19 protein-coding genes, 2 pseudogenes and 1 riboswitch are annotated in these 25,820 nt (G+C 29.1%); of the genes and pseudogenes, 1 reads left to right on the top strand and 20 read right to left on the bottom strand.

Features of this window, described 5'->3' with window-relative positions:
* Window positions 1-395: 395 nt before the first annotated feature.
* From AXY43_RS16470 to AXY43_RS28020, 20 genes and pseudogenes are all read right to left on the bottom strand, one after another.
* The gene (locus tag AXY43_RS16470; protein WP_023976021.1) at window positions 396-719 is read right to left on the bottom strand and encodes a hypothetical protein; all 324 of its coding nucleotides are present in this window, start codon (window positions 717-719) and stop codon (window positions 396-398) included.
* A gap of 395 nt (window positions 720-1,114) precedes the next feature.
* Entirely contained in the window at window positions 1,115-2,647 is a 1,533-nt protein-coding gene (gene guaA / locus AXY43_RS16465; protein WP_023976022.1) for a glutamine-hydrolyzing GMP synthase, read from the bottom strand.
* Between the two features lie 187 nt (window positions 2,648-2,834).
* The gene (guaB, locus tag AXY43_RS16460; RefSeq protein WP_011967680.1) at window positions 2,835-4,292 is read right to left on the bottom strand and encodes an IMP dehydrogenase; all 1,458 of its coding nucleotides are present in this window, start codon (window positions 4,290-4,292) and stop codon (window positions 2,835-2,837) included.
* A gap of 146 nt (window positions 4,293-4,438) precedes the next feature.
* Window positions 4,439-4,536: riboswitch (purine riboswitch) on the bottom strand.
* Between the two features lie 112 nt (window positions 4,537-4,648).
* Window positions 4,649-5,125 (bottom strand): type II secretion system protein, encoded by a 477-nt coding sequence (locus AXY43_RS16455; RefSeq protein WP_105411828.1) that lies wholly within the window; start codon window positions 5,123-5,125, stop codon window positions 4,649-4,651.
* Window positions 5,126-5,449: 324 nt separating this feature from the next.
* Window positions 5,450-7,074 (bottom strand): annotated as a pseudogene (gene groL / locus AXY43_RS16450) (chaperonin GroEL).
* 91 nt (window positions 7,075-7,165) lie between these two features.
* Window positions 7,166-7,450, bottom strand: a complete 285-nt coding sequence (groES, locus tag AXY43_RS16445; protein ID WP_008427174.1) for a co-chaperone GroES — start codon at window positions 7,448-7,450, stop codon at window positions 7,166-7,168.
* Between the two features lie 406 nt (window positions 7,451-7,856).
* Window positions 7,857-9,347, bottom strand: coding sequence for a 4Fe-4S dicluster domain-containing protein (locus tag AXY43_RS16440; RefSeq protein ID WP_017209826.1), 1,491 nt, complete (start codon window positions 9,345-9,347; stop codon window positions 7,857-7,859).
* A gap of 372 nt (window positions 9,348-9,719) precedes the next feature.
* Complete coding sequence (locus AXY43_RS16435; protein ID WP_105411827.1) at window positions 9,720-10,649, bottom strand: DNA-3-methyladenine glycosylase family protein; 930 nt, start codon at window positions 10,647-10,649, stop codon at window positions 9,720-9,722.
* 522 nt (window positions 10,650-11,171) lie between these two features.
* On the bottom strand, window positions 11,172-12,020 hold the full coding sequence (locus AXY43_RS16430) for a 3-hydroxybutyryl-CoA dehydrogenase (protein ID WP_011967675.1): 849 nt from the start codon (window positions 12,018-12,020) through the stop codon (window positions 11,172-11,174).
* Window positions 12,021-12,211: 191 nt separating this feature from the next.
* On the bottom strand, window positions 12,212-13,219 hold the full coding sequence (locus AXY43_RS16425) for an electron transfer flavoprotein subunit alpha/FixB family protein (RefSeq protein ID WP_039773941.1): 1,008 nt from the start codon (window positions 13,217-13,219) through the stop codon (window positions 12,212-12,214).
* Between the two features lie 22 nt (window positions 13,220-13,241).
* Window positions 13,242-14,021, bottom strand: a complete 780-nt coding sequence (locus AXY43_RS16420; RefSeq protein ID WP_011967673.1) for an electron transfer flavoprotein subunit beta/FixA family protein — start codon at window positions 14,019-14,021, stop codon at window positions 13,242-13,244.
* A gap of 13 nt (window positions 14,022-14,034) precedes the next feature.
* Window positions 14,035-15,174 carry an acyl-CoA dehydrogenase gene (locus tag AXY43_RS16415; RefSeq protein ID WP_078116947.1) on the bottom strand — a complete coding sequence of 380 codons (1,140 nt, stop codon included), beginning with the start codon at window positions 15,172-15,174 and terminating at the stop codon, window positions 14,035-14,037.
* Between the two features lie 84 nt (window positions 15,175-15,258).
* Window positions 15,259-16,044 carry a short-chain-enoyl-CoA hydratase gene (locus tag AXY43_RS16410; protein ID WP_011967671.1) on the bottom strand — a complete coding sequence of 262 codons (786 nt, stop codon included), beginning with the start codon at window positions 16,042-16,044 and terminating at the stop codon, window positions 15,259-15,261.
* Window positions 16,045-16,421: 377 nt separating this feature from the next.
* Window positions 16,422-17,057, bottom strand: coding sequence for a redox-sensing transcriptional repressor Rex (locus AXY43_RS16405; protein ID WP_017209928.1), 636 nt, complete (start codon window positions 17,055-17,057; stop codon window positions 16,422-16,424).
* 534 nt (window positions 17,058-17,591) lie between these two features.
* Window positions 17,592-18,173, bottom strand: coding sequence for a zinc dependent phospholipase C family protein (locus tag AXY43_RS16400; protein WP_011967669.1), 582 nt, complete (start codon window positions 18,171-18,173; stop codon window positions 17,592-17,594).
* Between the two features lie 363 nt (window positions 18,174-18,536).
* Window positions 18,537-19,355: pseudogene (locus AXY43_RS16395) on the bottom strand (mannose-1-phosphate guanylyltransferase); the annotation flags it as partial.
* Window positions 19,356-19,415: 60 nt separating this feature from the next.
* The gene (locus AXY43_RS16390) at window positions 19,416-20,972 is read right to left on the bottom strand and encodes a recombinase family protein (RefSeq protein ID WP_105411825.1); all 1,557 of its coding nucleotides are present in this window, start codon (window positions 20,970-20,972) and stop codon (window positions 19,416-19,418) included.
* Window positions 20,965-21,150, bottom strand: coding sequence for a hypothetical protein (locus AXY43_RS16385; RefSeq protein WP_105411824.1), 186 nt, complete (start codon window positions 21,148-21,150; stop codon window positions 20,965-20,967). Before AXY43_RS16385 ends, AXY43_RS16390 begins: the two co-directional genes overlap by 8 nt.
* A 168-nt stretch (window positions 21,151-21,318) precedes the next feature.
* Window positions 21,319-22,872 (bottom strand): recombinase family protein, encoded by a 1,554-nt coding sequence (locus tag AXY43_RS16380; protein WP_105411823.1) that lies wholly within the window; start codon window positions 22,870-22,872, stop codon window positions 21,319-21,321.
* A 531-nt stretch (window positions 22,873-23,403) separates the two neighbouring features.
* Window positions 23,404-23,541 (bottom strand): hypothetical protein, encoded by a 138-nt coding sequence (locus AXY43_RS28020; RefSeq protein WP_181246078.1) that lies wholly within the window; start codon window positions 23,539-23,541, stop codon window positions 23,404-23,406.
* 174 nt (window positions 23,542-23,715) lie between these two features.
* Between AXY43_RS28020 and AXY43_RS16375 the strand changes: the two genes are divergently transcribed.
* Window positions 23,716-24,813, top strand: coding sequence for a phage/plasmid replication domain-containing protein (locus tag AXY43_RS16375; protein ID WP_105411822.1), 1,098 nt, complete (start codon window positions 23,716-23,718; stop codon window positions 24,811-24,813).
* Window positions 24,814-25,820 lie beyond the last annotated feature (1,007 nt).

Below are 25,820 nucleotides of genomic sequence, written 5' to 3'. Positions count from 1 at the left end.
AAATAAAATTATTGCTATTAATCTTACTTTAACTTGTTGTTCTTTGATTTTAGAAGTCTTTAAAAATTATACTCATAGTATAATCTTATGACTATCTTATATTCAAAGGTTGATTTTTTCAAGCGTTTTCGATGCCCCCTTTCTTTAATGTAATTATACTTTATAAAATGATAACGATTAATGCCGTCTTTTTCCTCTATAGAGAAAATGTTTGCACAATTGTATTCAATTAGTATTAAAAGTAACTTTTTTAATTAACTCTTATCTAATATGGACTATTTAAATTATCACTATAACCATATTTATATTAAATAAAAAAGGTGTTTAACAATGATTTTTCAATCATTTATAAACACCTTTTTTATATAACTACTTATTATATAATTTAGTTCTGCTTAACAGCATCTACAACATCTATTTCTTCTAATATAATCTAAGACCTCTTGTTTTGCTTTTTCATACCCAGCGCAATATCCTTGCTTGTATCCAGCTGTCTCTCCTGCTGTTTCTCCTGCTGTATTTCCATCCTCATACCCATCACGATATCCATCTTTATAGCCATCATTATATGCATCTTCCAACGCATCAGCTAAACAGTCATTATTTACGTTAGCTCCAAGAGTTCCATTGCCACAAGGATTACAATTTCTACTATCCATCTCTCCACGTTCTTCTTCACAATTACAACGTCTGCAATTTCTATTATTTCTGTTTTCCATTATTTCCTCTCCTTCGTAATCAGCATTAATTTTCGTTTAATCATTGCTAAAGCGCTTAGTTAAAGTATTACTAGTATCAAATTATTATTTATTTGACTATAAAATTTAATACCTATCTAATAATATATTATGCTGTTATGTTTTATTTGCTATCAGTTAGAGAAAATATGTATTTACTGCTTTAAAAAGATTATTCAGGAAATCTAACGTTAGTAGTATTGTCATTGTAAATTTCTTTCCTACCGTTTTTTACTCCTTTTCTCATTTATCACATCTTCAAAAAATCAACAAAAAAGTAGCTTAAATGTTACCTTTTTTAGATAATATCTAAGCCACTAAATTTTTTATTATATTTTCTTTAAGTGTCTATCCACCTTATTTAATAAGCCTCAATCCTATTCCCACTCTATAGTAGCTGGTGGTTTTGAAGTTATGTCATAAACAATTCTGTTTACTCCCTTAACTTCATTTACAATTCTTCTGCTTACTAAATCTAAAATTTCGTATGGAATCCTTGCCCATTCAGAAGTCATTGCATCACTTGATGTAACTGCTCTTAAAGCTATTGTATGAGAATATGTTCTTTCATCTCCCATAACTCCAACAGAACGGATATTAGGTAAACATGCAAAGTATTGCCAAATAGATTCATCAAGATTTGCATTTGCAATTTCTTCTCTGAATATTGCATCCGCTTCTCTAACTATTTCAAGTTTTTCTTCTGTAATCTCACCTAAAACTCTAATAGCAAGACCTGGTCCTGGGAAAGGCTGTCTCCAAACTAATTTGTGAGGAATTCCAAGCTCTTCTCCTACTGCTCTAACTTCATCTTTAAATAATTCTCTTAATGGTTCTATAAGTTCAAATTGCATATCTTCTGGAAGTCCACCAACATTATGATGAGATTTTATAGTTGCTGATGTCTTAGTTCCACTTTCTACGATATCTGGATAAATTGTTCCTTGAACAAGATAATCAATTTGACCAAGTTTTTTAGCTTCTTCTTCAAAAACTCTTATAAATTCTTCGCCGATTATCTTTCTCTTAGTTTCTGGATCTGATACTCCTGCAAGTTTTCCAAGGAATCTATCTGAAACATTAACTCTCTTAATGTTCATATCAAATTCCTTCTTAAATACTCTTTCAACAGTATCGCCTTCATCTTTTCTTAGTAAACCATGGTCAACAAATATACAAGTTAGGTTGTGACCAATAGCCTTATGTACAATCATTGCTGCTACTGAAGAGTCAACTCCACCAGATAAAGCACATAACACTTTCTTATCTCCAACTAATTCTTTTATTTCTTTTATTTTTTCTTCTGCAAAAGATCCCATAGACCAGCTGTTTTCTAACCCACAAATATTGTGTATAAAGTTTTCTAGCATTTTTTGCCCAAATTGAGTGTGTTCAACTTCTGCATGGAATTGAACTCCATAAAGTCTTTTTTCTTCATTTTCCATAGCTGCAACAGGACAAACTTCTGTAGTTGCTATTACCTTAAATCCTTTTGGAGCTTCTTCAATATAATCAGTATGACTCATCCAAGCTATACCATCAGTTTCAATTCCTTCAAATAATTTAGATGATTTATCTAATTTTACATTTGTTTTTCCATATTCTCTTACTGGTGCTGTCGCAACTTTTCCACCTAGCAAATGTGCCATTAGTTGATCACCATAGCATATTCCAAGTACTGGCACGCCTAATTCAAATACTTCTTTTTCTACAGTTGGAGTATCTTCTCCATAAACACTGTTAGGACCGCCTGTAAATATTATACCTTTTGGATTTTTAGCTTTTATCTTTTCTATAGTATAGTCATATGGAATAATCTCGCAATAAACGCCACATTCTCTTACTCTTCTTGCTATTAGTTGGTTATACTGTCCACCAAAATCAACAACTAAAACTAAATCTCTTTTCATGTTCTCCTCCTAAACTCTTCTTATAAATTCTATTATCAACTAAATAAATCTTTTTATCAATAAATTGAGACAATTTTCACCGAAAATTATAAATACTAATTTAAATAATCTCTATAATTATAAATTAATCAAATAATGCACAGTTCACATAAGTGGTATATTTTATGATTGTGAACTGTGCATTTTACTATTGTCCTACACTATAATTAGGTGCTTCCTTAGTAATGTTAATATCATGTGGATGGCTTTCTCTTTGACCTGAAGCTGTCTGAACCACAAAATTAGCTGTTTCATATAAAATTTCAAAATTCTTTGCTCCTAAATATCCCATTCCTGATTTAATTCCACCCAATAATTGGAATATAGTATCTGAGACAAAGCCTTTATAAGCTACTCTACCTTCAACACCTTCTGGTACTAATTTCTTATTTCCTTCTTGGAAATATCTATCTTTAGATCCACATTCCATAGCAGCTAAAGATCCCATTCCTCTATAAACTTTATAGCTTCTTCCTTGATATATTTCCATTTCTCCTGGTGCTTCTTCACATCCTGCAAATAATGATCCCATCATTGCTGCAGAAGCTCCTGCTGCTAGTGCTTTCACTATATCCCCTGAATACTTAAGTCCACCATCAGCAATTATAGGAACTCCATACTTCTTACCTACTTCTGCACAATCCATAACTGCAGTTAATTGAGGGACTCCAACCCCAGCTACTACTCTCGTAGTACAGATTGATCCCGGTCCAATACCAACCTTAACACAATCTGCTCCAGCCTTTATTAGATCCTCTGTTGCTTCCGCTGTAGCAACATTCCCAGCTATAACTTGAAGATCAGGATATACTTTCTTTATTTGTGAAACAGCATCTAAAACTCCTTTTGAATGTCCATGTGCTGTATCAAGAGTTATAACATCAACTTGTGCTTTAACTAATGCATCAACTCTTTCCATCATGTTTCCAGTTACACCTACTGCTGCTCCACATAATAATCTACCCTTCTTATCCTTTGCAGCATTTGGAAACTTTCTAACTTTTTCAATATCTTTCATTGTAATTAATCCCTTCAGACGGCCTTCACTATCAACTAAAGGTAACTTTTCTACTTTATGCTTTTTTAATATTTCTTTTGCTTCCTCTACAGTAGTATTTTCTGAAGCAGTTATTAAATTATCTTTTGTCATCACTTCTGAAATTTTTCTTTGGTAATTTGTTTCAAATATTATATCTCTGTTTGTAATTATTCCAATTAATTTTCCATCTTGAGTTGTTATTGGAACTCCTGATATTCTGTATTGTGCCATTAAGTTCTCTGCATCCTGAATAAGATGATCTTGAGATAAAAATATAGGATCTGTAATTACTCCATTTTCTTGTCTCTTAACTCTATCTACTTCTTTTGCTTGCTCTTCAATAGTCATATTTTTATGTATTATTCCGATTCCGCCTTCTCTTGCAACAGCAATTGCCATCTTCGACTCAGTTACAGTATCCATTCCTGCACTCATTAAAGGAATATTTAATTCTATAGTCTTTGTTATTTTTGTTTTTGTGCTCACTTCTCTTGGTAATATATCCGATTTATTAGGTACCAATAATACATCATCAAAAGTATATGCAGTCTTAATTATTTTTCCCATTATAGTTCCTCCTATTTTTTGAATTATTTATTTCATTTTTAGTATTTTATGATTTTTTGCTTGCATTGCTTGTACTATTTTTTTGTACAAAAAAAGCACATTAACCTCAAAAGTGATGTTAATATGCTAATAAATCTATAGATTTAGCCTATACTAATATCACTTATAGTCGGAAATTTACGGCTCCCGGTAGATACTCCTTGCCATATTCAAGGTATATATAAGTTTTCAAATGTGCTATATTTTAAATTAAAATTATTATAATGTATGTACAATCTAAAGTCAATAAATTTGAAGCTAAAATTGCAAATTTACTTCAATAATGTAAGTTAAATTTTTTGTTATCGATATCTTTTCTATTTTTTTACATCATCTTTGGTAGATCCATTATCAATCGTCGTCGGATTTAAAATATCTGTATTTTCTGTGAAATCAAATTCTGCACCATTTACTACATCATAACAATTTTTTAAACTTGTGCTACTAGTATTTAAATTACCAAATTCAACTCCATCTAAATACTTACTAATCCCTTTGTTGCTTATAGCCGAACTTACACTAGTGCTTTCACTTAGAGGCGAATCATTTTTCAAATTATATGATTCAACGGCCATTATTACTTTTCTGCACTGATCTACAACTTCAACTTTTTTCGCTTCATTTATATAGCCATTTACTTTAGGTAAAATAGCAACAGCTAAAATACCAATAATTGCAATTACTGCAATCATTTCAATTAAAGTAAAAGCTTCTCTCTTTCTCTTCTTACAGAATCTTTTCTTTGACATACTATCTTTGAATCTAAATTTACATTTAATGTATAAAGAAATCATTATTCATTATCCATCTCCTATTAATGTTTTTATTTAAATTATGTCTAATAGGAAATCTTTTATACAATAAATGGAAAATATTCTCTAATAATTTATACTATTGACTTCTAGTATATAAATTTTGTATAAAGTTGCATTGCTATGATTTTCATAAGCTTAAACGTTAAACATATAATATAAAATGCTTTTTAAAATTGCATAGATATGTTAATGGCTATTAAGCACTTTATTTTTTTAATACTAAAAAGCAAAATAGAGAAAGTACTTATAAGCACTTTCTCTATTTATTAAATTAAATATTTATAATTCTTTAATTTATATATTTTAGTACATTCCGTCCATTCCCATTCCTGGAGCACCTGGCATTGGTGTTTCCTTTGCTGGAATATCAGCAACTGCTGCTTCTGTTGTTAAGAATGTTGAAGCAACTGAAGCTGCGTTTTGAAGCGCAGATCTAGTAACCTTAGTTGGGTCTACTATTCCACCTTTTATCATATTGATATATTCTCCATGTAATGCATCATATCCTATTCCTGGTTCACTATTCTTAACTTTTTCAATTATTACTGAACCTTCTACACCTGCATTAGTAGCTATTTGTCTTACTGGTTCTTCTAATGATTTAACTATTATATTGATACCAATTTGTGTATCAGCAACATCTGAAGTTAATTTTGCAACTTCGTTTATTACATTAACATAAGCAGTTCCACCACCTGCTACTATTCCTTCTTCAACAGCAGCCTTAGTTGCAGCTAATGCGTCTTCTATTCTAAGTTTCTTTTCTTTTAATTCTGTTTCAGTTGCTGCACCAACTTTAATTACTGCAACACCTCCAGCTAATTTAGCCAATCTTTCTTGTAATTTTTCTTTATCAAATTCTGAAGAAGTTTCTTCTATTTGAGCTTTAATTTGGTTAATTCTTTCTTTTATTGCATTAGAATCACCTTTACCATTAACTATAACAGTGTTTTCTTTACTTACTTTAACACTATCAGCTGTACCTAGCATATCGATAGTAACATCCTTTAATTCTCTGCCTAATTCTTCAGCTATTACTGTTCCACCAGTTAAAGTTGCAATATCTTGTAACATTTCTTTTCTTCTATCTCCAAATCCTGGTGCCTTAACAGCTACGCAAGTAAATGTTCCTCTTAATTTATTAACTACTAATGTAGCCATTGCTTCTCCTTCAATGTCTTCAGCAATAATTAATAACTTTTTACCAGATTGAACTATTTGTTCAAGCACTGGTAATATTTCTTGTATGTTAGAAATTTTCTTATCAGTTATTAATATATATGGATTTTCTAAAACAGCTTCCATTTTTTCAGTATCTGTAGCCATGTAAGGTGATACGTATCCTCTATCGAATTGCATACCTTCTACAACATCTAATTCTGTTCCCATTGATTTAGATTCTTCTATAGTAATAACACCTTCGTTACCAACCTTCTCCATAGCATCTGCTATTAACTTACCAACTTCTTCATCAGCAGCTGAGATTGCAGCAACTCTAGCTATATCTTCTTTTCCATCTACTTGCTTAGAAATCTTTTGGATTTCTTCAACAGCTTTATCTACAGCCATTTTAATACCTGTTCTAATTAGAATTGGATTAGCTCCAGCTGTAACATTCTTTAGACCTTCTCTAATTATTGCTTGAGCAAGTAATGTCGCAGTTGTAGTTCCATCTCCTGCTACATCATTAGTCTTTGTTGCAACTTCTTTAACTAATTGAGCACCCATGTTTTCATATGGATCTTCTAATTCTATTTCTCTTGCAATTGAAACACCGTCATTTGTAATTAATGGTGCACCAAATTTTTTATCTAAAACAACATTTCTTCCCTTAGGTCCTAAAGTCACTTTAACTGTATCTGCTAATTATCTACACCTATTTGCATAGATCTTCTTGCATCTTCTCCGAATTTTAACATCTTAGCCATTTATATTACACGCTCCTTATATATGTTATTTATTATCGTTTCTAATTAAATTTCTTTTTTATATTTAAATATCGAGTTATGAACACTTTAACTATTCAACTATTGCTAGAATATCATCTTGCTTTAATATAGTATATTCTTCGCCATCAACCTTTACTTCTGTTCCAGCATATTTTGAATATAATACTTTATCTCCAACTTTTACTTCCATAGCCACTCTATTTCCGTCTACAACAGCTCCAGGTCCTACTGCAACCACTTCTGCTTCTTGTGGTCTTTCCTTTGCAGTACCAGTTAAGACTATTCCACTCTTAGTCTTTTCTTCTGCCTCTAATTTTTTAATTACTACTCTTTCACCAAGTGGTTTAATGTTCATGAAAAAACCCTCCTTAAAATATATATTATCATTTCATTTATTTTCTGTTAGCACTCATCATTGTCGAGTGCTAACATAATTATAATATCCTTTATATCCATATAATTCAAACATTGCTTCTAATATTATATCCCATTTTTCAGCGAATATTACTCCTTATCTCAAAATATATCGCATTTACTTAAATTTTCTCCATATTATTATTAATATTATGAATTTTTAAAATAATAAAAAAACTCTAACCAAATAAACATATTACTGATTAGAGTTTTTATGACATTATATAGAGAATAAAGCTCTTAAATTTCATAAATAATTTTAAATTCTAAATACCTCATCGCCTAGAGCACCTATATAATAATAGAATTTTTAATTACTTAATTATATTTCAAAATCAAGATTCATATTATCTTTCTAAGTTTATTTCATTGTATTCGTCTAATGTCGTATTAGCTAATACACTCTTAGTACTTGTTTGCTGATTTAATTTTGTAAATGGCGCTTTAGCCTTCATTACTGATACAATTTTAGCTGCCCCATTTATACAGCCACCTTCGCACATCATTCCTTCAATAAAGTTTCCTTGTAACTTTCCAACCTTAGCCATTGTCATAGTCTTTTTAATTTCTACTCCGCCTGAGATCTTTACTGGCTTAAAGTCAATATTAACACCTTTTTCTTGCACATAGTTCTCTATAGCAGCAGTTAATCCACCACCTACAGCAAAATTTCTACCAAATATTGAAGCTCCATCAACTACTATATCTTCACAAGTTGTAGGATCAACTCCAAACGCATCAAATAAGGCTACTAATTCTTCAAACGTTAATGCATAATCTATAGCATCTTTTATTGATTCTATCAGAACCTCGCTTTTTTTAGCTGTGCAAGGCCCTATAAATATCACTTTTGCATCTTTATCTTTAGATTTTATATATCTACCCGTTGCTACCATCGGTGAAACTGTCCCTGAAATTTTATTAGCTTGATCTGGCATCATTTTTTCAATATAGCTTAGGAATCCTGGACAACATGAATTTGTCATGTAGCTATCCCCATTTTCCATTCTCTCAACAAACTCATTACTTTCATGTACAGTAACTGCATCTGCTCCACATGCAGCTTCTACCATATCTTCAAAGCCTAATGCCTTAATTGCATTCTTAACTTGTCCATAAGTTGTTTTAGGCCCAAATTGCCCTGTTATTGCTGGTGCAACTACAGCATAAATTTTTTCTTCTTTATCCATCAATCTATTAATAACTTTAACTAATGAGCTTTTGTCTTCTATAGCTCCAAATGGACATGCTGACATGCATGCACCACAGTTTACACATTTACTTTCTGTAATTTCAGCACTCAAATCTTCTGCATTATAGCTTAATGCACCTGTTGGACATGACTTCTTACAAGGTCTCATGTCTTCTGCAACCGCATCATACGGACATGCCTTTTTACACATTCCACATTCCTTACATTTATCTGGATCTATATAAGCTCTTCCATCAACATATGTAATTGCTCCAAAATTACACGCACTTTGACACTTATGAGCTATACAATTTCTACATGCATCAGTAACTTGAAACTTCTTTGTTGGGCATCTATCACATGCTTCTTTTATAACATATAATATTTGTTTTTCTTCTTCTATATCAACTAAATCTTGTCCATGTTTGCCTGTTGGTTTAAATCCTGCTGCAAGTTTTGCTCTCTCTAATACTACATTTCTTTCTCGTTCAACTGAATCTCTATACTTAGGTTCTTCTCCTACAATCATAGCATAAGGAATTTTTTCTATTTCCTCTTTACTAATATTATTTTCTTTTGCTAATACAGCAACTCTAGTAAGAACCTCGTGCTTTAAAGCTAGAAGTTGATTCTCAAACTGAAACATTACACACACTCTCCCATGAATAATTTTTATCTTACATTTATAATACAAAATAATTATAGCATACTCTTGTTAAAATTATAACAAATATTATATAATTTAAATTTTCTAAATTTTCTTAATATACGTTCTATTTTCATATGTATATAGTGGTATTTCTCAACTACTTTAGTTAAATCTTTTTCTTGTATTTCCACTTCTTTTCGCATATGTTTATTTACCTTATATTAGTTATATCAAGGGATTTATATGATATTCATATTATTACATCAATGATAAATTATTAACATTATTAAACATATTAATCTAACATTTTTGAGGAAACAAAAAGTCTAGGAAATAAAATCCTAAACTTTTCATTTTATATCAACCTTTTTAACCTACACTTATTTTATTTTCCCTCGCATAATAGAATAAATATTGCTGTGCAAAACCTGCTAATTTACCAAACTTATTCCTTCCAAAAATTCTAATCTTATTTAGAGATGCATCCTCTGCCCCATAAAAATGAATCATCGCACGTTTAACCCATACATCTACTGGAAATGCTGAAGTCTTTTCCAGTGAAAATAACATTATACAGTCAGCTACCTTTGAACCAACACCTTTAAATTCTTGAAGTGCATTATGACATTCATCATCATCTAAATTTTTAATATAATCCAGATCATACTTTATATATTCATTTGCATCATTTGTTTTTAAGTTCCCTTTTCCACTCTTAGAATTATACACATTTTTTATTGTATCAAATATGTATTTACTTCTGAAAGATGCTCCTGTCTCCTGTATTTCTTCTAATGTAGCATCTTTTATTTCATCTATATTGGGAAACGCATAGTAAGTTTTATCCTTATAAATAATTTCTTTTCCCCATTTATTAGATATTTTATTTACAGTCTTCTTTATTGATGGTATATTATTTCGAGCTGAAATAATAAAGCTAAGCAACATTTCAAATGGGTCTTGATTCAAGACTCTAACACCATATCCAAATTCAATACTTTGTTTAAGCAAAACATCTTTTGAAAGTTCATCTTTTATAACTGAGTAATCTCTATCTAAATCAAAATACTTAAGCCAAATATTTTGAAAATCTTCCTTTGTAGAATTATAAATTATTACGTCATTTCCCTCTTCTTTAACTTCAATTAATCTTCCAAACGCAATTACAATAAAATCATTTTCTGCTACCTCTTCAAACCTAAAAATTTGTCCGCACTCAAATATATGTTTTAATTTAAAATTTCTTAATTCTTTTATTATTAAATAATTATCATAAAATTCTACAGATTTATAATCCATTTTATTATCCGTCTCCCTTACAGTATAAAATTATTTAGTTTGCATCATCTCATAATCTAATATGCATATTGATGAACCCTACTCTTTGATTATGAATATTCAAAATATATTTTTATCTTTTTAGTAAAATCATTGATAAACATAATATCATATCAACCTTAGTTTTAACTTATTTCATTCATATATTCTTCTTTAAATAATATATTCTACACTAAAGTTTTTTTCTAAAGATTATGTCACAGTTTATATTGCCCATTTTCTGATGTGTACCACCTATATCATATTTTTTAACTATTTATTTTTTTAATATCCAATATTCAATTAAATTATACAATTAATCTTAAGAAAATAGTTATTATTTAATATATTATATCACTTACTTAACAGTAATAAAATGTTTTGTTGAATTTTACAATATTCTTTAGTTTAAACTTATTTATGTAATCTAGTAGTTATTTATATATTTCCCTAAAAATAAAAAAACCCAAGCATAAACTTGAGTTTTTCCATATATTCATGATATTATTTAGAATAATCATAGAATCCTTTTCCTGATTTTCTTCCAAGCCATCCAGCTCTAACATATTTTCTTAATATGCTACTAGCTCTGTACTTGTTATCACCTGTTTCAGTGAATAAAACATCCATGATAGCTAAGCAAACGTCTAATCCAATAAGATCTCCTAAAGCTAAAGGTCCCATTGGATGGTTAGCACCATATTTCATAGCTGTATCAATATCTTCAACTGAAGCTATTCCTTCTTGTAGGATAAATGAAGCTTCGTTAATCATTGGGATTAATATTCTGTTTACAACGAATCCTGGAGCTTCTGCAACTTCTACTGGTTCTTTTCCAATAGCAACTGATAATTCCTTAACAGCATCAAAAGTTTCTTGAGAAGTAGCTATTCCTTTAATAATTTCAACAAGCTTCATTACTGGAGCTGGATTAAAGAAATGCATTCCGATAACTTTATCAGGTCTCTTTGTAGCTGAAGCAACTTCAGTAATTGATAAAGATGAAGTGTTTGAAGCTAAAATCGCTTCTGGCTTACAAATTCCATCTAATTCAGCGAAGATTTCCTTCTTAATTTTCATGTTTTCGATTGCAGCTTCAACTACTAAATCACAGTCAGCAGCTAATTTCATATCAGTTGTTCCTGAAATTCTTGAAAGTATAGCTTCTTTATCTTCTTCAGACATTTTTCCTTTAGCAACTTGCTTTTCTAATCCTTTAGTGATTCCAGCTATTCCTCTGTCAACAAATTCTTCCTTTATGTCTCTTACAATTACTTCACAACCTTTTTGAGCGAATGCTTGAACGATACCAGCACCCATTGTTCCTGCTCCAAGTACAAAAATCTTTTTCATAAATTATTCCTCCTCTAAATCTTTTCATTATAGATATCCTTAGCTAAAATATATATTTTAACTAAGGATTAACTTCATAATTATCTAATTGTTACTTATTGAATAATATTGTTAATTAATTATCTTTAATGTTACATTATTAACTTTCAATAGTACAATCTAACAAAAACATATCTAAATTAACCGAATAATTATTCAGCGCTCTTTATTTCTTTAACTTGAGCTATTAATTCTGGTACTACCTTAGTAAGATCACCAACTATTGCATAGTCAGCAATTTTCATTATTGGAGCTGAATCATCTTTATTTACAGCAATGATTAAATCTGAATCTTGCATACCAGCAACGTGTTGGATAGCTCCAGAAATACCACAAGCTATATATATTTGAGGTCTAACAGTCTTACCAGTTTGACCTACTTGATATGCTCCATCAATCCATCCTTTTTCTACAGCTGCTCTTGATCCAGCGACAGTTCCGCCTAGAGCTTCTGCTAATTCTTTAAGTAATTGGAAGTTTTCTTTGTTTCCAACTCCTCTACCACCTGATACGATGAAATCTGCTTCAGCTATATCAACGATATCCTTCTTAGCTTTTATAGTTTCTAAAACTTTAGTTCTTACATCGCTATCTGCTAATTTAACATCAACTTTTTCAATTTTACATTTAGATGGATCAGTTGTAATCTTTGCAAATACTCCTGGTCTTACTGTTGCCATTTGTGGTCTATGTTCTGGACAAGCAATTGTAGCCATTAGGTTACCTCCAAATGCTGGTCTTGTAGCTAAAAGATCGCCATTTGTAACATCAACATCAATTGATGTACAGTCTGCTGTTAATCCTGTTGATAATCTAGCAGCTATTCTTGGACCTAAATCTCTTCCGATGAAAGTAGCTCCTACGAATAATATTCCTGGTTTTCTTTCATTTGCTAAATCACAAATAACTTTTGTGTAAGCATCAGTTGTATAGTGCTCTAAGTTTTTATCATCAGCAACTAAAACTTCATCTGCACCGTGCTCTGCTAAAGTTTTTGCTAATCCTTCTATGTTGCTACCTAATAATAAAGCTGTAAGATTTACTCCTAATTCATCAGCAATTCTTCTACCTTCACCAAGTAGTTCTAAAGATACTTTTTGTAATTCGCCTTCTCTTTGTTCAGCAAAGACCCAAACGCCTTTGTAATCTGCTATATTCATAATAAATTACCCTCCTATTATCTTAGATGTAGTGTTTTTCTTTTAATTTTCCTACAACATAGTATGCTGCATTTTTAGGTGCTTCTCTTACGATTTCTCCTGCACCTTTAACTTCCTTAGTCATTGACTTCTTAACCTTTGTAGGTGAGCCTTTAAGCCCTAATTCAGCTACATCTACATCTATATCAGCTGCGCTCATAACTTTGATTTCATCATCTGAAGTTTCGAATATATCTACAACATTCATATATCTAGTTTCATTTAATTCTTCGATTGCAGTTAATAGACATGGAGTTTTAACTTCTACTACTTGATGTCCATCTTCTAGTGCTCTATTTACTATTAATGTATTTCCTTCAACTTTAACGTCTTGAACGTAAGTTACTTGCGGAATGTTTAAATGTTCTGCTATTTCTGGTCCTACTTGTGCAGTATCTCCATCAATTGCTTGTCTTCCAGCAAATACCAAATCATAATCTAATTTAGCTATTACTCCTGCAAGTGCCTTTGAAGTTGCTAATGTATCTGCTCCCCCAAGTGCTCTATCTGTTAATAGGACAGCTTCATCAGCTCCCATACATAATGCTTCTCTTAAAACCGCTTTAGCCATTGGAAGTCCCATACTTATTACAGTAACTTTTCCTCCAACTTTTTCTTTTAATTGTAATGCACCTTCTAAAGCGTGTTTATCCTCTGGATTCATTATTGATGGAACACCATCTCTTATTAATGTACCAGTTTTAGGATCAATTTTTACTGCTGTAGTATCTGGAACTTGTTTTACACAAACTACTATATTCATTCTAAAAGTCCTCCTATCTTAAAATGCTTCCTGCGATAACCATCTTTTGAACTTCTGAAGTTCCTTCGTAGATTTCGCATATTTTAGCATCTCTCATCATTCTTTCTACTGGGTATTCTTTAGTGTAACCATATCCACCAAAGATTTGAACTGCCTTAGTTGTAACTTCCATTGCAACATCTGCAGCAAATAATTTAGCTCTTGCAGCATCTACTGAATAAGGCTCACCAGCTTGCTTCTTTGTTGCAGCTAGGTATACTAAGTATTTAGCAGCTTGGATTTTAACATCCATTTCAGCTATATACCATTGTAATCCTTGGAATGCTGATAATGGTTTACCAAATTGTTTTCTTTCTTTCATATAGTTAACAGCTTCTTCAAAAGCTCCTTCTGCAATACCTAAAGCTTGAGCAGCTATACCAATTCTTCCTCCATCAAGAGTTTTCATTGCTATACCAAATCCCTTACCTTCTTTGCTAAGTAGGTTTTCTTTTGGTACTATGCAGTTTTCCATAACTAACTCAGTAGTTGAAGATGCTCTGATCCCCATCTTGTTTTCTAATTTTCCTATTGAGAATCCTGGGAATGACTTTTCTACTATGAATGCAGAAATTCCTTTTGTTCCTTGACTCTTATCTGTCATAGCAAATATTATGAAAGTTTCAGCAACTCCACCATTTGTTATGAAGATTTTTGAACCATTTAATACATAATGGTCGCCTTCTAATACAGCAGTTGTTTGTTGTCCTGCAGCATCTGTACCAGCACCTGGTTCTGTTAATCCGAAAGCACCGATCTTTTTACCGCTGCAAAGATCAGGTAAATATTTTGCTCTTTGTTCGTTAGTTCCATTTTCATTAATTACTGATGCACATAATGATGTATGCGCTGAAAGAATAACTCCTGTAGTACCACAAACTTTTGATAATTCTTCCACAGCAATTATATATGAAAGAACATCTCCGCCTGCTCCACCAAATTCTTTAGAAAATGGGATCCCCATCATTTTAAGCTTAGCCATTTTTTCAACGTTTTCCATAGGGAATCTTTCTGTTTCGTCGATTTCGGCAGCTATTGGCTTAACTTCATTTACTGCGAATTCTCTAACCATTTGTTGTACTAATTGTTGTTCTCTAGTTAATTGGAAATTCATTAAATTACCCTCCTTGTTAATTAAACCTATTTGATACAAACTATATATAAATCTCTAATAGATTTTTAACTAATTATTAAAAAATTATTTATTTTGAAAATTCTTTTCTGCTCTTCTTTCTAAGAACGCAGTCATTCCTTCTGTTTGATCTTCTGTTGCAAAGCACTTTCCAAAGTCTTCTGCTTCTATTAATATAGCTGCATCTATATCAACTTGCATTCCTCTGTCTATAGCATCTTTACAATATGCAACTGCTTTTGGAGCATTAGCTGCAATCTTGTTAGCCATTGCTTTTGCTTCTTCCATCAATTTTTCTAATTCAACTACTTTATTAACTAAACCTATTCTATAAGCTTCTTCTGCATTTATAAGGTCACAAGTATAAATTAATTCTTTAGCTTTTCCTGGCCCTACAATTCTAGCTAATCTTTGAGTTCCACCAAATCCTGGAGTTATTCCAAGTCCTGCTTCTGGTTGACCAAATTTAGCTTTAACTGAAGCTATTCTTATGTCACATGACATAGCAAGTTCACATCCACCACCAAGAGCAAATCCTGATATAGCTGCGATAACTGGCTTATCCAATTTTTCTAATCTTCTGAAGACATTGTTTCCTAAAATACCAAATTCTTTACCTTGTTCTTCATTAAGATCTTTCATTTCTGAAATATCTGCTCCAGCAACAAAAGATTTCTCACCAGCACCTGTAACTATAACTGCATACACATTGTTGTCTGCTTCTAAATCATCTAAAACAACATTTAAATCTTTTAGTGTTTCTGAATTCAATGCATTTAATGCCTTTGGTCTATTGATTGTAACAATAGCTAAATGCCCTTCTTTTTCAAGAATAACATTTTTTAATTCCATTCTAAGGACCTCCTTCAAACTTGCTTATTTTTTTAATTTTCACACTATTTTTGATATTTTTTATCCTAATTGTTAATAATATAACAAATAAGTCTAAAAAAATATCAAGACTTCACGCCTCAATTAAAATTATAATACGTTCCTAGATTATTTGCAATAAAATATTGCGTTATTAATATAAGTTTTTAAGTATATGAAAAAAATAACTGATCAAAGGTATATATCTATTTTCATGCCAAACAGAGAAGAAAACTTTATTCATGTAAAGCTTTTGCATAAATTTTTCTTAAATCTATTTCTAAAAACAAATATATATATTTAATCTGTTATTTTTTGAACAAGCTTTAAATAATATATTGCATATATTTATTATATTTTTAACCTTCACTCTCATTTAATAAATAAATTAAAGTCAATAAACTTTCACTTAGATGTACATTTTCTACTTTCACATGATCTGGAACTACTAAATCTACAGGAGCAAAATTCCAAATTGCTCTTACTCCACCCCTTATTAATTCATCAGCAACAACTTGGGCATTTTTTCTAGGAACACAAATTATGCCAATATCTATTTTATGTTCTTCTAGTACGGATTCCATTTCGTCTATATCCATTATTTCTACATCTCTGATTTTCATCCCTATCAATTTAGGATTTGCATCAAATATTGCTGTTATTTTAAATCCTAAATTTTCAAATCTAGAATAATTCGAAACTGCTTGCCCTATATTTCCAGCACCAACCAGTGCAGCTTCATAACCTCTGTCTAATCCCAATATAGCGCTAATTTGGGTATATAGTTCCTTAACATTATATCCATAACCTTGTTGTCCAAAATCTCCAAAACAATTTAAATCTTGTCTAATTTGTGATGCAGTAAATCCAATCTTTTCTCCTAATTCTTTTGAAGAAATTCTATCCACCTCATTTTTCATAAGTTCTTCAAGATATCTATGATACTTAGGCAACCTTTTGATAACTGCCATCGATATATTTTTATGCTTTTCCATATCTACTTTCTCCTATTTCAATACTTTTATATTTTTCGACCCTATAATATTTATATCAAATTAAATTATATAACTACTATTTAGACTTTTAGTAATTATGATTAGTCTATTTATTAACAATCAATTTTAAAATTATATTCACATTGTTAAATTTTAATTAATTGCTATAATTTATAATTCTACCATATTTCTATATTTTTATGTCAAGCTTAATTAAATTATTTATTCAAAAGTGCCTATAAATTTAAAATTTCTCTTGATAAGCAACAGAAGTCTCTAGAAAACTCACTGCTATGAAATTTTACTTTTTTATATTTTGACCACTTTTTTTAATTTAAACCGCTTTATTTTTAACCTTTTCTATATAATAACAATATCAATACTTAAACATGTGTTCAAGAATTTTATTTTAACATTGCGATTTTTGTTTATATTAAATAATATCTTTATAAAATTTTATACCTTTTAACAAAATCAAAAAAATATTTCAAAATAATTTTTCAACCATTTTGAAATATTTCTTATCTTAAGAAATTAAATTACTTTAATTACCTTATTTTCATTGATAAACACATTGTTCAATATCATATTTAATACGCTATCGCAAACATAATACGAAAAGGTTAAATCATTATAATAATTTATAGTTCCATCATATTGCTTCTGTAGCTGCATTATAAACTCTTCTATATTACTTGAATCTACATGTGTATTTATAATTCCTGTCGGATCAAACGACTTAGCTACCTTAGCTAAATTTTTCTCATACATCATATGATGTTTTACAGCGCTCGTACTCTTAAATTCCCATCTATAATAGTGTGGTGCACAGAAAAAATCACATAAAAAGTGACATATTACTCCAAGCTCTTCACTAAACTTACCAATTGTCATATCATAGTATATTTCTTCCAATGATAATGATGATAAATGTATAATCTTTTCAATAATCATATTTATACTTTCATTAAAATAATGCTTCTTAAATTTATATTTAGGCGCACAATCAGGTTTCACGTTCCCCCATATAAATCTTTTATTATTAATTAAATAAATACTCTTTGTATTAGCATATTTTATAATATTTTCTGCCATAATCTTGTGAGTATTGATCATCAATGCTTGATCACATCCTCTGCATATTAAATTTTATATTTTATGAAACCCTCATTTAGGCGTTTCGTTATTTTTTTATAAATTAAATTTGTTTTGTATATTTATAATAATACTCTAGATTCAAATTTACAACACTTTATTAATCGATTTCTTCAAGTATTATATGTACTAATACCCAAGAATATCAAAGCTCATAACGTATTAAACTATATTAGTAAAAATATTAGTTTAATATAGTTTAAGCATACATTTTATATGGTTTCCTTATATACTAACTCTAACTTGCACATGCTTTCTAAGTGCATCTCCAAAGATAAATAAGCTGCTTCAGTATCATTAAGATATATTGAAACAGCTTACTTACTATAGAAATTTATTATATTCTTTATTTTCGTTGAGCCTATTTAATAAATGTTTTATTTCCTGATCCTTATTTTTATCCATTACAAGAATAACATCTCCAGCATCTACTACAACCAAGTCTTTTATTCCAAACCCAATTATCAGGTTTTTGTCCCCAAATATGGAGCAATTCTCGCAATCGTCAATATAAACATTCTTAGATATACTATTATTTCTATAAGTGCTCAGTAGCCTACTTAAAGCGCCAAAACTCCCCATATCATCCCAACTAAAATCACATTTAATAACATAGGCTTTTCTAGTTCTCTGCATAACTCCAAAGTCTATAGAAATTCCGTCTATAAGTTCATATTGGTCTTTTATAACACTCTCTTCATTTTCCTCTCCTAAATTTTTATATATCTCCATCAGTGATTTATGCAATTTAGGCAAGTATTTTTCTATTTCTCTTAGTATAACGTCGGCCCTAAATATAAACATCCCAGAATTCCATAAATAAGTTCCTTTTAATATGAAATCTTTAGCTACCTCTGAATTTGGTTTTTCTGTAAACCTTGCAATTCTATAAGTTGGTATGCTTCCAGCAGTTCTTTCCCCCATTTCTATATATCCATATCCTGTTTCAGGTCTACTAGGTTCAATCCCAAGTGTAACGATACACCTTCTCCTATTTGCCATTTCTATTGCTTGTGATAAAGTATCTATATAATTCTTCTCACCCTGAATATAGTGATCTGATGGTAATACAACCATTACTGCATTAGCATCTTGTTTTAATAATTTTACTGCAGACAAACCTATACAAGTTGCAGTCCCTTTTTGGACAATAAGTATCTTTTTTATAAAATAATATATTATAATCTTAGTACGTATGCTTATTTATTTCGAAAATTTATAATAAATTGTTATTTTTTTTTCTTTATTGCCATCATCCTCATCTATAACAATTTTATCTACTAAAGTTTCTACTAATCTCCTATCAATTGTTTTTCCTTCTAGGAGATTATCTATTTCTATCTTATATTTTTTCAATAAATTATTATCACCATTGTTTTTTTTAAGCATGTTTACTAATTGATCTTTTCTTTCTATAAGTTTATCTTGTTTTTCTTGAACATCCTGAAGCATAAAATCAAAATTTCTTTGATTTATAACTCCTTCTAATTTATCTTCATATATTTTTTTAAATTTACCATCAAGAGCATTTAATTGTTTTTCTACAGACTTTAATTCATTCTCAAAATCATTTTCTATTTTTATATTATTGAATCTATCATACACCTTGCTTTTATCTATTTTTTCATCTATCATACTCTTTATTTCATTTGATATAATATCTATTACTCTTGTTTCTTTAACACTATGTGGAGAGCACCTTCTAGAACCTTGTTGACTATTTGTACACTTATAGCCTTTATATTTTTTTCTATAACTCATACTCCCGCCGCACTTTCCACACTTAAGTACACCAGAAAAAGGATGTATTACCCCATTCCTATATCTGTAATTACTATTAGAACGATCTTTCATCATTTGTTGAGTTCTTTCAAAAATATCTTTAGAAATTATACCTTCAAATTCTCCTCCATGTATACATTGTTCAGCAGGCATTATATTAATTTTTTTAACCTTATAACTTACCTTCTTATATTTCCCCTGAATCATGTATCCTCCATATTTAGGATTTCTGAGTATACTTAGTATAGTATTATTAGCCCATTTCCCAAATTTCTTTCGAGCAAAGTTTTTGATTCTATTAGAAGGTGGTTCAATTCCTTGTTTATTTAGGGAACTTGCTATTTTTCCTGCTCCCCATCCTGACAAGTATAATGTAAAGATTTCTTTCACTACCTGAGTACTTTCATCTTCAGCTGAAATCAATTTGATGTTTTTTTGATTTCCTTCATAAACTTCTTGAAATTTATATCCATATGGTGGTTTACTTGCAATGCTGCTTCCCCTTTCCATTCTTGTTAATAATGCAGATCTAACTTTCCTACTACAATCTTTTATATACATTTCATTTAAGATATTTTTGAAAGGTATAATATCATTATCAAATTCTGATTCGGTATCTACATTATCTAAAACAGATATAAATCTAATATTATTTACTTTAAAGTAATCCTCTAGATAATATCCTGCAAGAATATAGTTTCTTGAAAATCTTGATAAATCTCTAGTTACTATCATATTAATTTTCTTATTTTCTATATCTTCTTTCATTCTAATAAAAGATTCTCTATCAAATGATGATCCTGATGTTCCTTGATCCTGATAGACATCAATTAGGTTGTATATTGCACTTACATCCTCTCTTGATTTGTTTAATATCCATTTTTTTAAATTTTCAACCTGTACTGGAATAGATTCACTTTGTTCCTTTTTATCTGTAGAAACTCTTGCATAAATTGCAATGTTCCATATTTTATTCATCTTTTTCATCCACCTCACTGTTAGTGCTTGTGGATGGATAGTATTCCATATCATTATACCACGTTTTACTATCCTGTTTAACCTTTTGGAGTATCTCTTCCATTTTATCATCTATCAGTAATTCAAACAATTTGAAGAAATCTTCTTTCCCATATACTATTTCTATATTATCGTTCATACATTTAGCCTTAATTTATAATTGATATATTATAATTCTATTAAATTATTTCTTTTTAATTACAAAAGTACCATTACATTTAGAAACTCACCTACAATATGTTGTATTAGAATTTAAGAATCTGCTGCATATATTCTACTTTCCATTTCTTGCACAGTAGACTCCTATCTAACATCTCCAAATAATTTCTATCTTATTGCTTTGATATATCTTAATTTCATTAATAAATAACTTAATAATCCAATTTTCTTTTTTAATGCACTTATCCATATTATCAAGTATATATAGCATATCTTGTCTATATTTTTTACCTTCTTGTACTCTTCGTTCTAACTCTTCATTTTCATTTTCTATCATAATTATTTTATTTTTTATTTCAGTAATTACTGAATTTGCATACTTTGTATCTTCTTCAAAATATAAATTTGCCATTCTTTTAGTCGCATTCTCTATTTTCTCATTATTTTTTTCTATTCTTTTTTGTTTTTGCTGTATTCCATTAGTTGCATTGATTTCTTCTTGAACAGTTTTTTTTAATTTTTCATAATTATGTTGAATTTTATCCTTTAGTTTTTTAAAAATTAAATTCCAAATTTCCTCTTCTTTTATAAAATGAGTTGAGCAATTTCCTTCCTTGTGCTGACTACCAGAACATTTATACCCAGCCCATTTTTCTTTGAATATTAATGATCGTCCACAATCTCCACATTTTAAAATTCCTGTAAATGTTCTTTTATTATACTTACTACTTCTAACTGCTCTATTTTCATTTAACATATTTTGAACTGTATTATAAATTTCAATGTCTACGATTCCTTTAAAATTTCCACTATTAATCCACATATTTCTTTCTACTCGTACAATCTTTCGTCCATCTCCATAATATGAGTACCCTTGTTTTTGATATCTCATCTGATTAAGTTGCCCTGAATATAGTGGGTTTTTTAATATACTTTCCACAGTAGATTTATTCCATATTCTTTTACCCGATGGACTTATAATTCCATTACTAGTTAAAGACCTTGAAATATCTCCCAAAGTTTCTCCTAATAAATATTTTTGAAATATATAGTTTACTGTTTCAATTTCTTCATCTTCTCCTAAAAGATACTTGCGTAAACCAGTTGTACTATCCTCTTCTATTTTGTATCCATATGCTGCCTTTGAACTAATGGCAGATCCTTCTTGTACTCTTGTTTCTATTCCTCTCCTTGCTTTTATACTGCAAGTTTTAGCATAATCATCGGCTGCAGCAGCCTTTTCCTTTATATATGTCATATTACTTATTGCATTAATTATTTTATTGTCTAGGCTAATATATAAGTACTTTACTTTTCCTTCAGGATAAATATCGGATATCATCTTCTCTATTGCTCGTCCTAATCTATCTATATTGGTAGTTATAATGACATTTATTTTTCCTAACTTCAGATCTCTCATCATATTACTATACCCTTCTCTGCCCTCTTGCGTACCAGAAAACCCATCATCGTAATACTCTACCACTTTAGTTTGTGTATCTAATTTTATTCTCCATTGCAGAAATAATCTGATTGCCTTTTTCTGTTGTTCTATTAGATTAGAATTTTTTTTAGATATTCTTGCATATATCCCTATATTTACATCTGCTTCTTTATTATTTTTATAAAAATCAGAACGGTTGAAATTACCTATATTGAATTCTACTTCCTCTAACTTCATTAACAATTCATTTATTTTCATACTTCCTTATCCTCCGCACACTTTGCTTTTTTGTTCTTCCTAATATGAAATTGTATATTGAATTCTCCATTTCAAATTGAAAATTTATTTCTTTAAAAATTTGGCACTTGCGAATATTTATCTTCAGTAATATAAATATCTTTCTAAAATTGTTTTATTTTTAACATATTGATAGTGTATCTTGATTATTAGTTTTTTTCAGGTTTCAAATAATTTTTTTTATTTTTATTCCATTCACTTTAATGTTCAATATTTTTATATTGGGTAATTGCTAAAAAAATATTATTTTTCTTGATATCTATACTCTTAATAAAAATACATTTCAAATTGAGTTTTCATTCTTTAAGCAAAGTGTACCTTGATTTTTATATTTTTTTATTTGTTAAAGATTTTGATTTTTTTAATATCACCTAGTAATGAAAATAAGAGCATATATAGCTCCTATGCTCTTATTTCATAATACTAATATTTACTTATTAATAATTAATCTTGTTTGCAAATCTACTTTCACTTTAACTTATAAAAACATTTTTATGCTTCTTTTATTTTTTCTACACATTCTCCGTTTTTCATCTCTTCTAATATTAGATTATATATTATTTTTTCTATATTGAGTTCCAATGTACTATTTTCTAAAATTTCACATTTATTAACTGTTATCTTTGCCAAAATGAACACCTCTTTAAAAATTCTTTTCATCTTCCAAGCAAAGTCTAACTTGATTTTTATATTTTTTTAGATCCAATAAAAAAATTTTTGATTTTAAAATGGATTATTTTTTGATTTTAAAAAATTTTCAACGCATAATCTATAGAATTTATTTTTTAGAAAGGAGGTGAAGATTTGGACACGCTTATTCTTGTTTTAGATAATATTTCTATTCCTGAGTGGTTCTTTAAAAAAAATATGCAATGGCATGACTTTGATAAAAAAGATTCTTTGTGTTATTCCTTAGTATATAAAAATGTACACTTGCAATATTTATCTTACTGCAACTGTCTTATGTTAAAAGTTTCTATAACAAAATTTCTGTATGGTGCAAACTTTAAAGTCTTAAACGCAAGCGACATAAATAAATTTTGTTTTGAAATTAACTATATATTAAAGCAAATATTTAACAAATTAAATAATAATTATAGATATTCCGATTTAATAGATATATTAGAATGGAAATTAAATAGGTTAGATTTAGTTTCTAATTTTATATGTAATAATGATTGTGATAAAAAAATCAATCTAGATATATTTAAAGAGGCAAAATATCCTTATCTAAAAAAGGCAATCTATACTACCTCGATTCACGACGGAAATAAATCCGTTCGTTTAAATTTTTATGATAAAAATGCTCAGGTTAAAACAAAGTATGATAATTCCATCCTTTCCTTAGATGATAATTTACTAAGATGTGAAATTCAAATAAAAAAGGGGGGAATTAATTCACTTATACGAAAAGGACATTTACCAGGGAAACAATTAAAAGATATTTTTTGTAATATAGATAAGTTAAATTTAATTTATGCTGATTATTTAAAAAAATTTGGTCTTTTTAAAGAATTTTTAACTAGTGATAATCTAGATGATTTCATACTTGAATTAAAAAACAAAAATGAAATAAGTACTCGTGAATGTAAAAATATACAAGCTGCTCTAGTAAATAAAAAGCGTGTCTCTAAAAATACGCTAAACAAATATATCAAAATATTTAACAAATATAATGTTAGCCATATTACTGTAGAAAAACAAAGTTCATTAGATTTTAGTAATTTTGAACTTTTTAAAGTTAACCAGTTTAAAAAGGCAAATGACCCTAAATTGCTAATTTTAATTTATTTATATATTTTAAATTTCTTAATAAAGAACACTCTTTGTAGACCAATTAAAATATTATTAACTAATTTAATAAGACCACTTAAATTAGTTAAAATATATAATGACAGTTAATCCTGCTATATAATAACATGTGTAAATTTTGCACAAAAACGAAATACTTCCGGATTTATTTCTAAAAAAATTATATTAAAATATGATAAAAATACATAAAGGATATTAGTCTTAATTAAATTTTTAAAAATTTTAAGAACTAATATCCTATTCGTGTTTAATTAATTTTAATAAATCGCAACATTCATGATATGGATATGAATTTATCATACCTAGCCCAAAACCTATTATCAAAACAAATTTAAGGAATTAAAAACAGCAAATTTACAAAACATCTGAAATACTCTTAGAACAATTCTAAATAAAGATAGGCAAGGGACACTAGTAATAATTTATGTAAATTATACATAAGTATTACACAAATGAAATATAAACTCATATGAATCAATACTTCTATTTTATTTATATACGTAAAGGTTACATAAATAAGTCTAAAATTTACCTAAGTAAACTTTTAATTTCTATATTCTTATTATTTTTTATAAGTCCAACTAAAATGTATTTAAATCATTAAATCTATTCTACTAATATACCTAATTTTGTTGTATTATCTGAAAAGCAGTTACATACTAATAACATTTCTTTTTGTTATTAAATACATAAATTTCTCTCATTTTATCATTTTTGTGCTTTTCTGAATATCCCTTTAAAGCCTTGCTTCCATCATTATATCAATTAATTACTGATGTCCTAGTATTACTCGTCTTGATTCCTTTAATTCAGATTCTAATGCTTCTATACGAACCCATAATTTCCTTACCTCATTCACTATTCAATTTATCTCCTTCTGTATAGTTATCCAAATAATAATCTATTAGTCCTATAACTTTAAATATTTCATTTCAGCTTAATTGTTTTTTAATCAGCAATAATAGAAAATATTCTTCTAATTTCTTATCCAAAATATTTCGGCAAGTCAATTCCTGAAATATTCTTAAAACTAATAATAATGAATCAATTGATTTTCAATTAAGACTTAAGCATATAATAAAATACACTCTTTAATA

Origin of the sequence: Clostridium sp. MF28, from assembly GCF_002969175.1 — a bacterium.
Taxonomy (GTDB): Bacteria; Bacillota; Clostridia; order Clostridiales; family Clostridiaceae; genus Clostridium; species Clostridium beijerinckii.
This window is presented reverse-complemented; position numbering and strand designations above follow the sequence as displayed.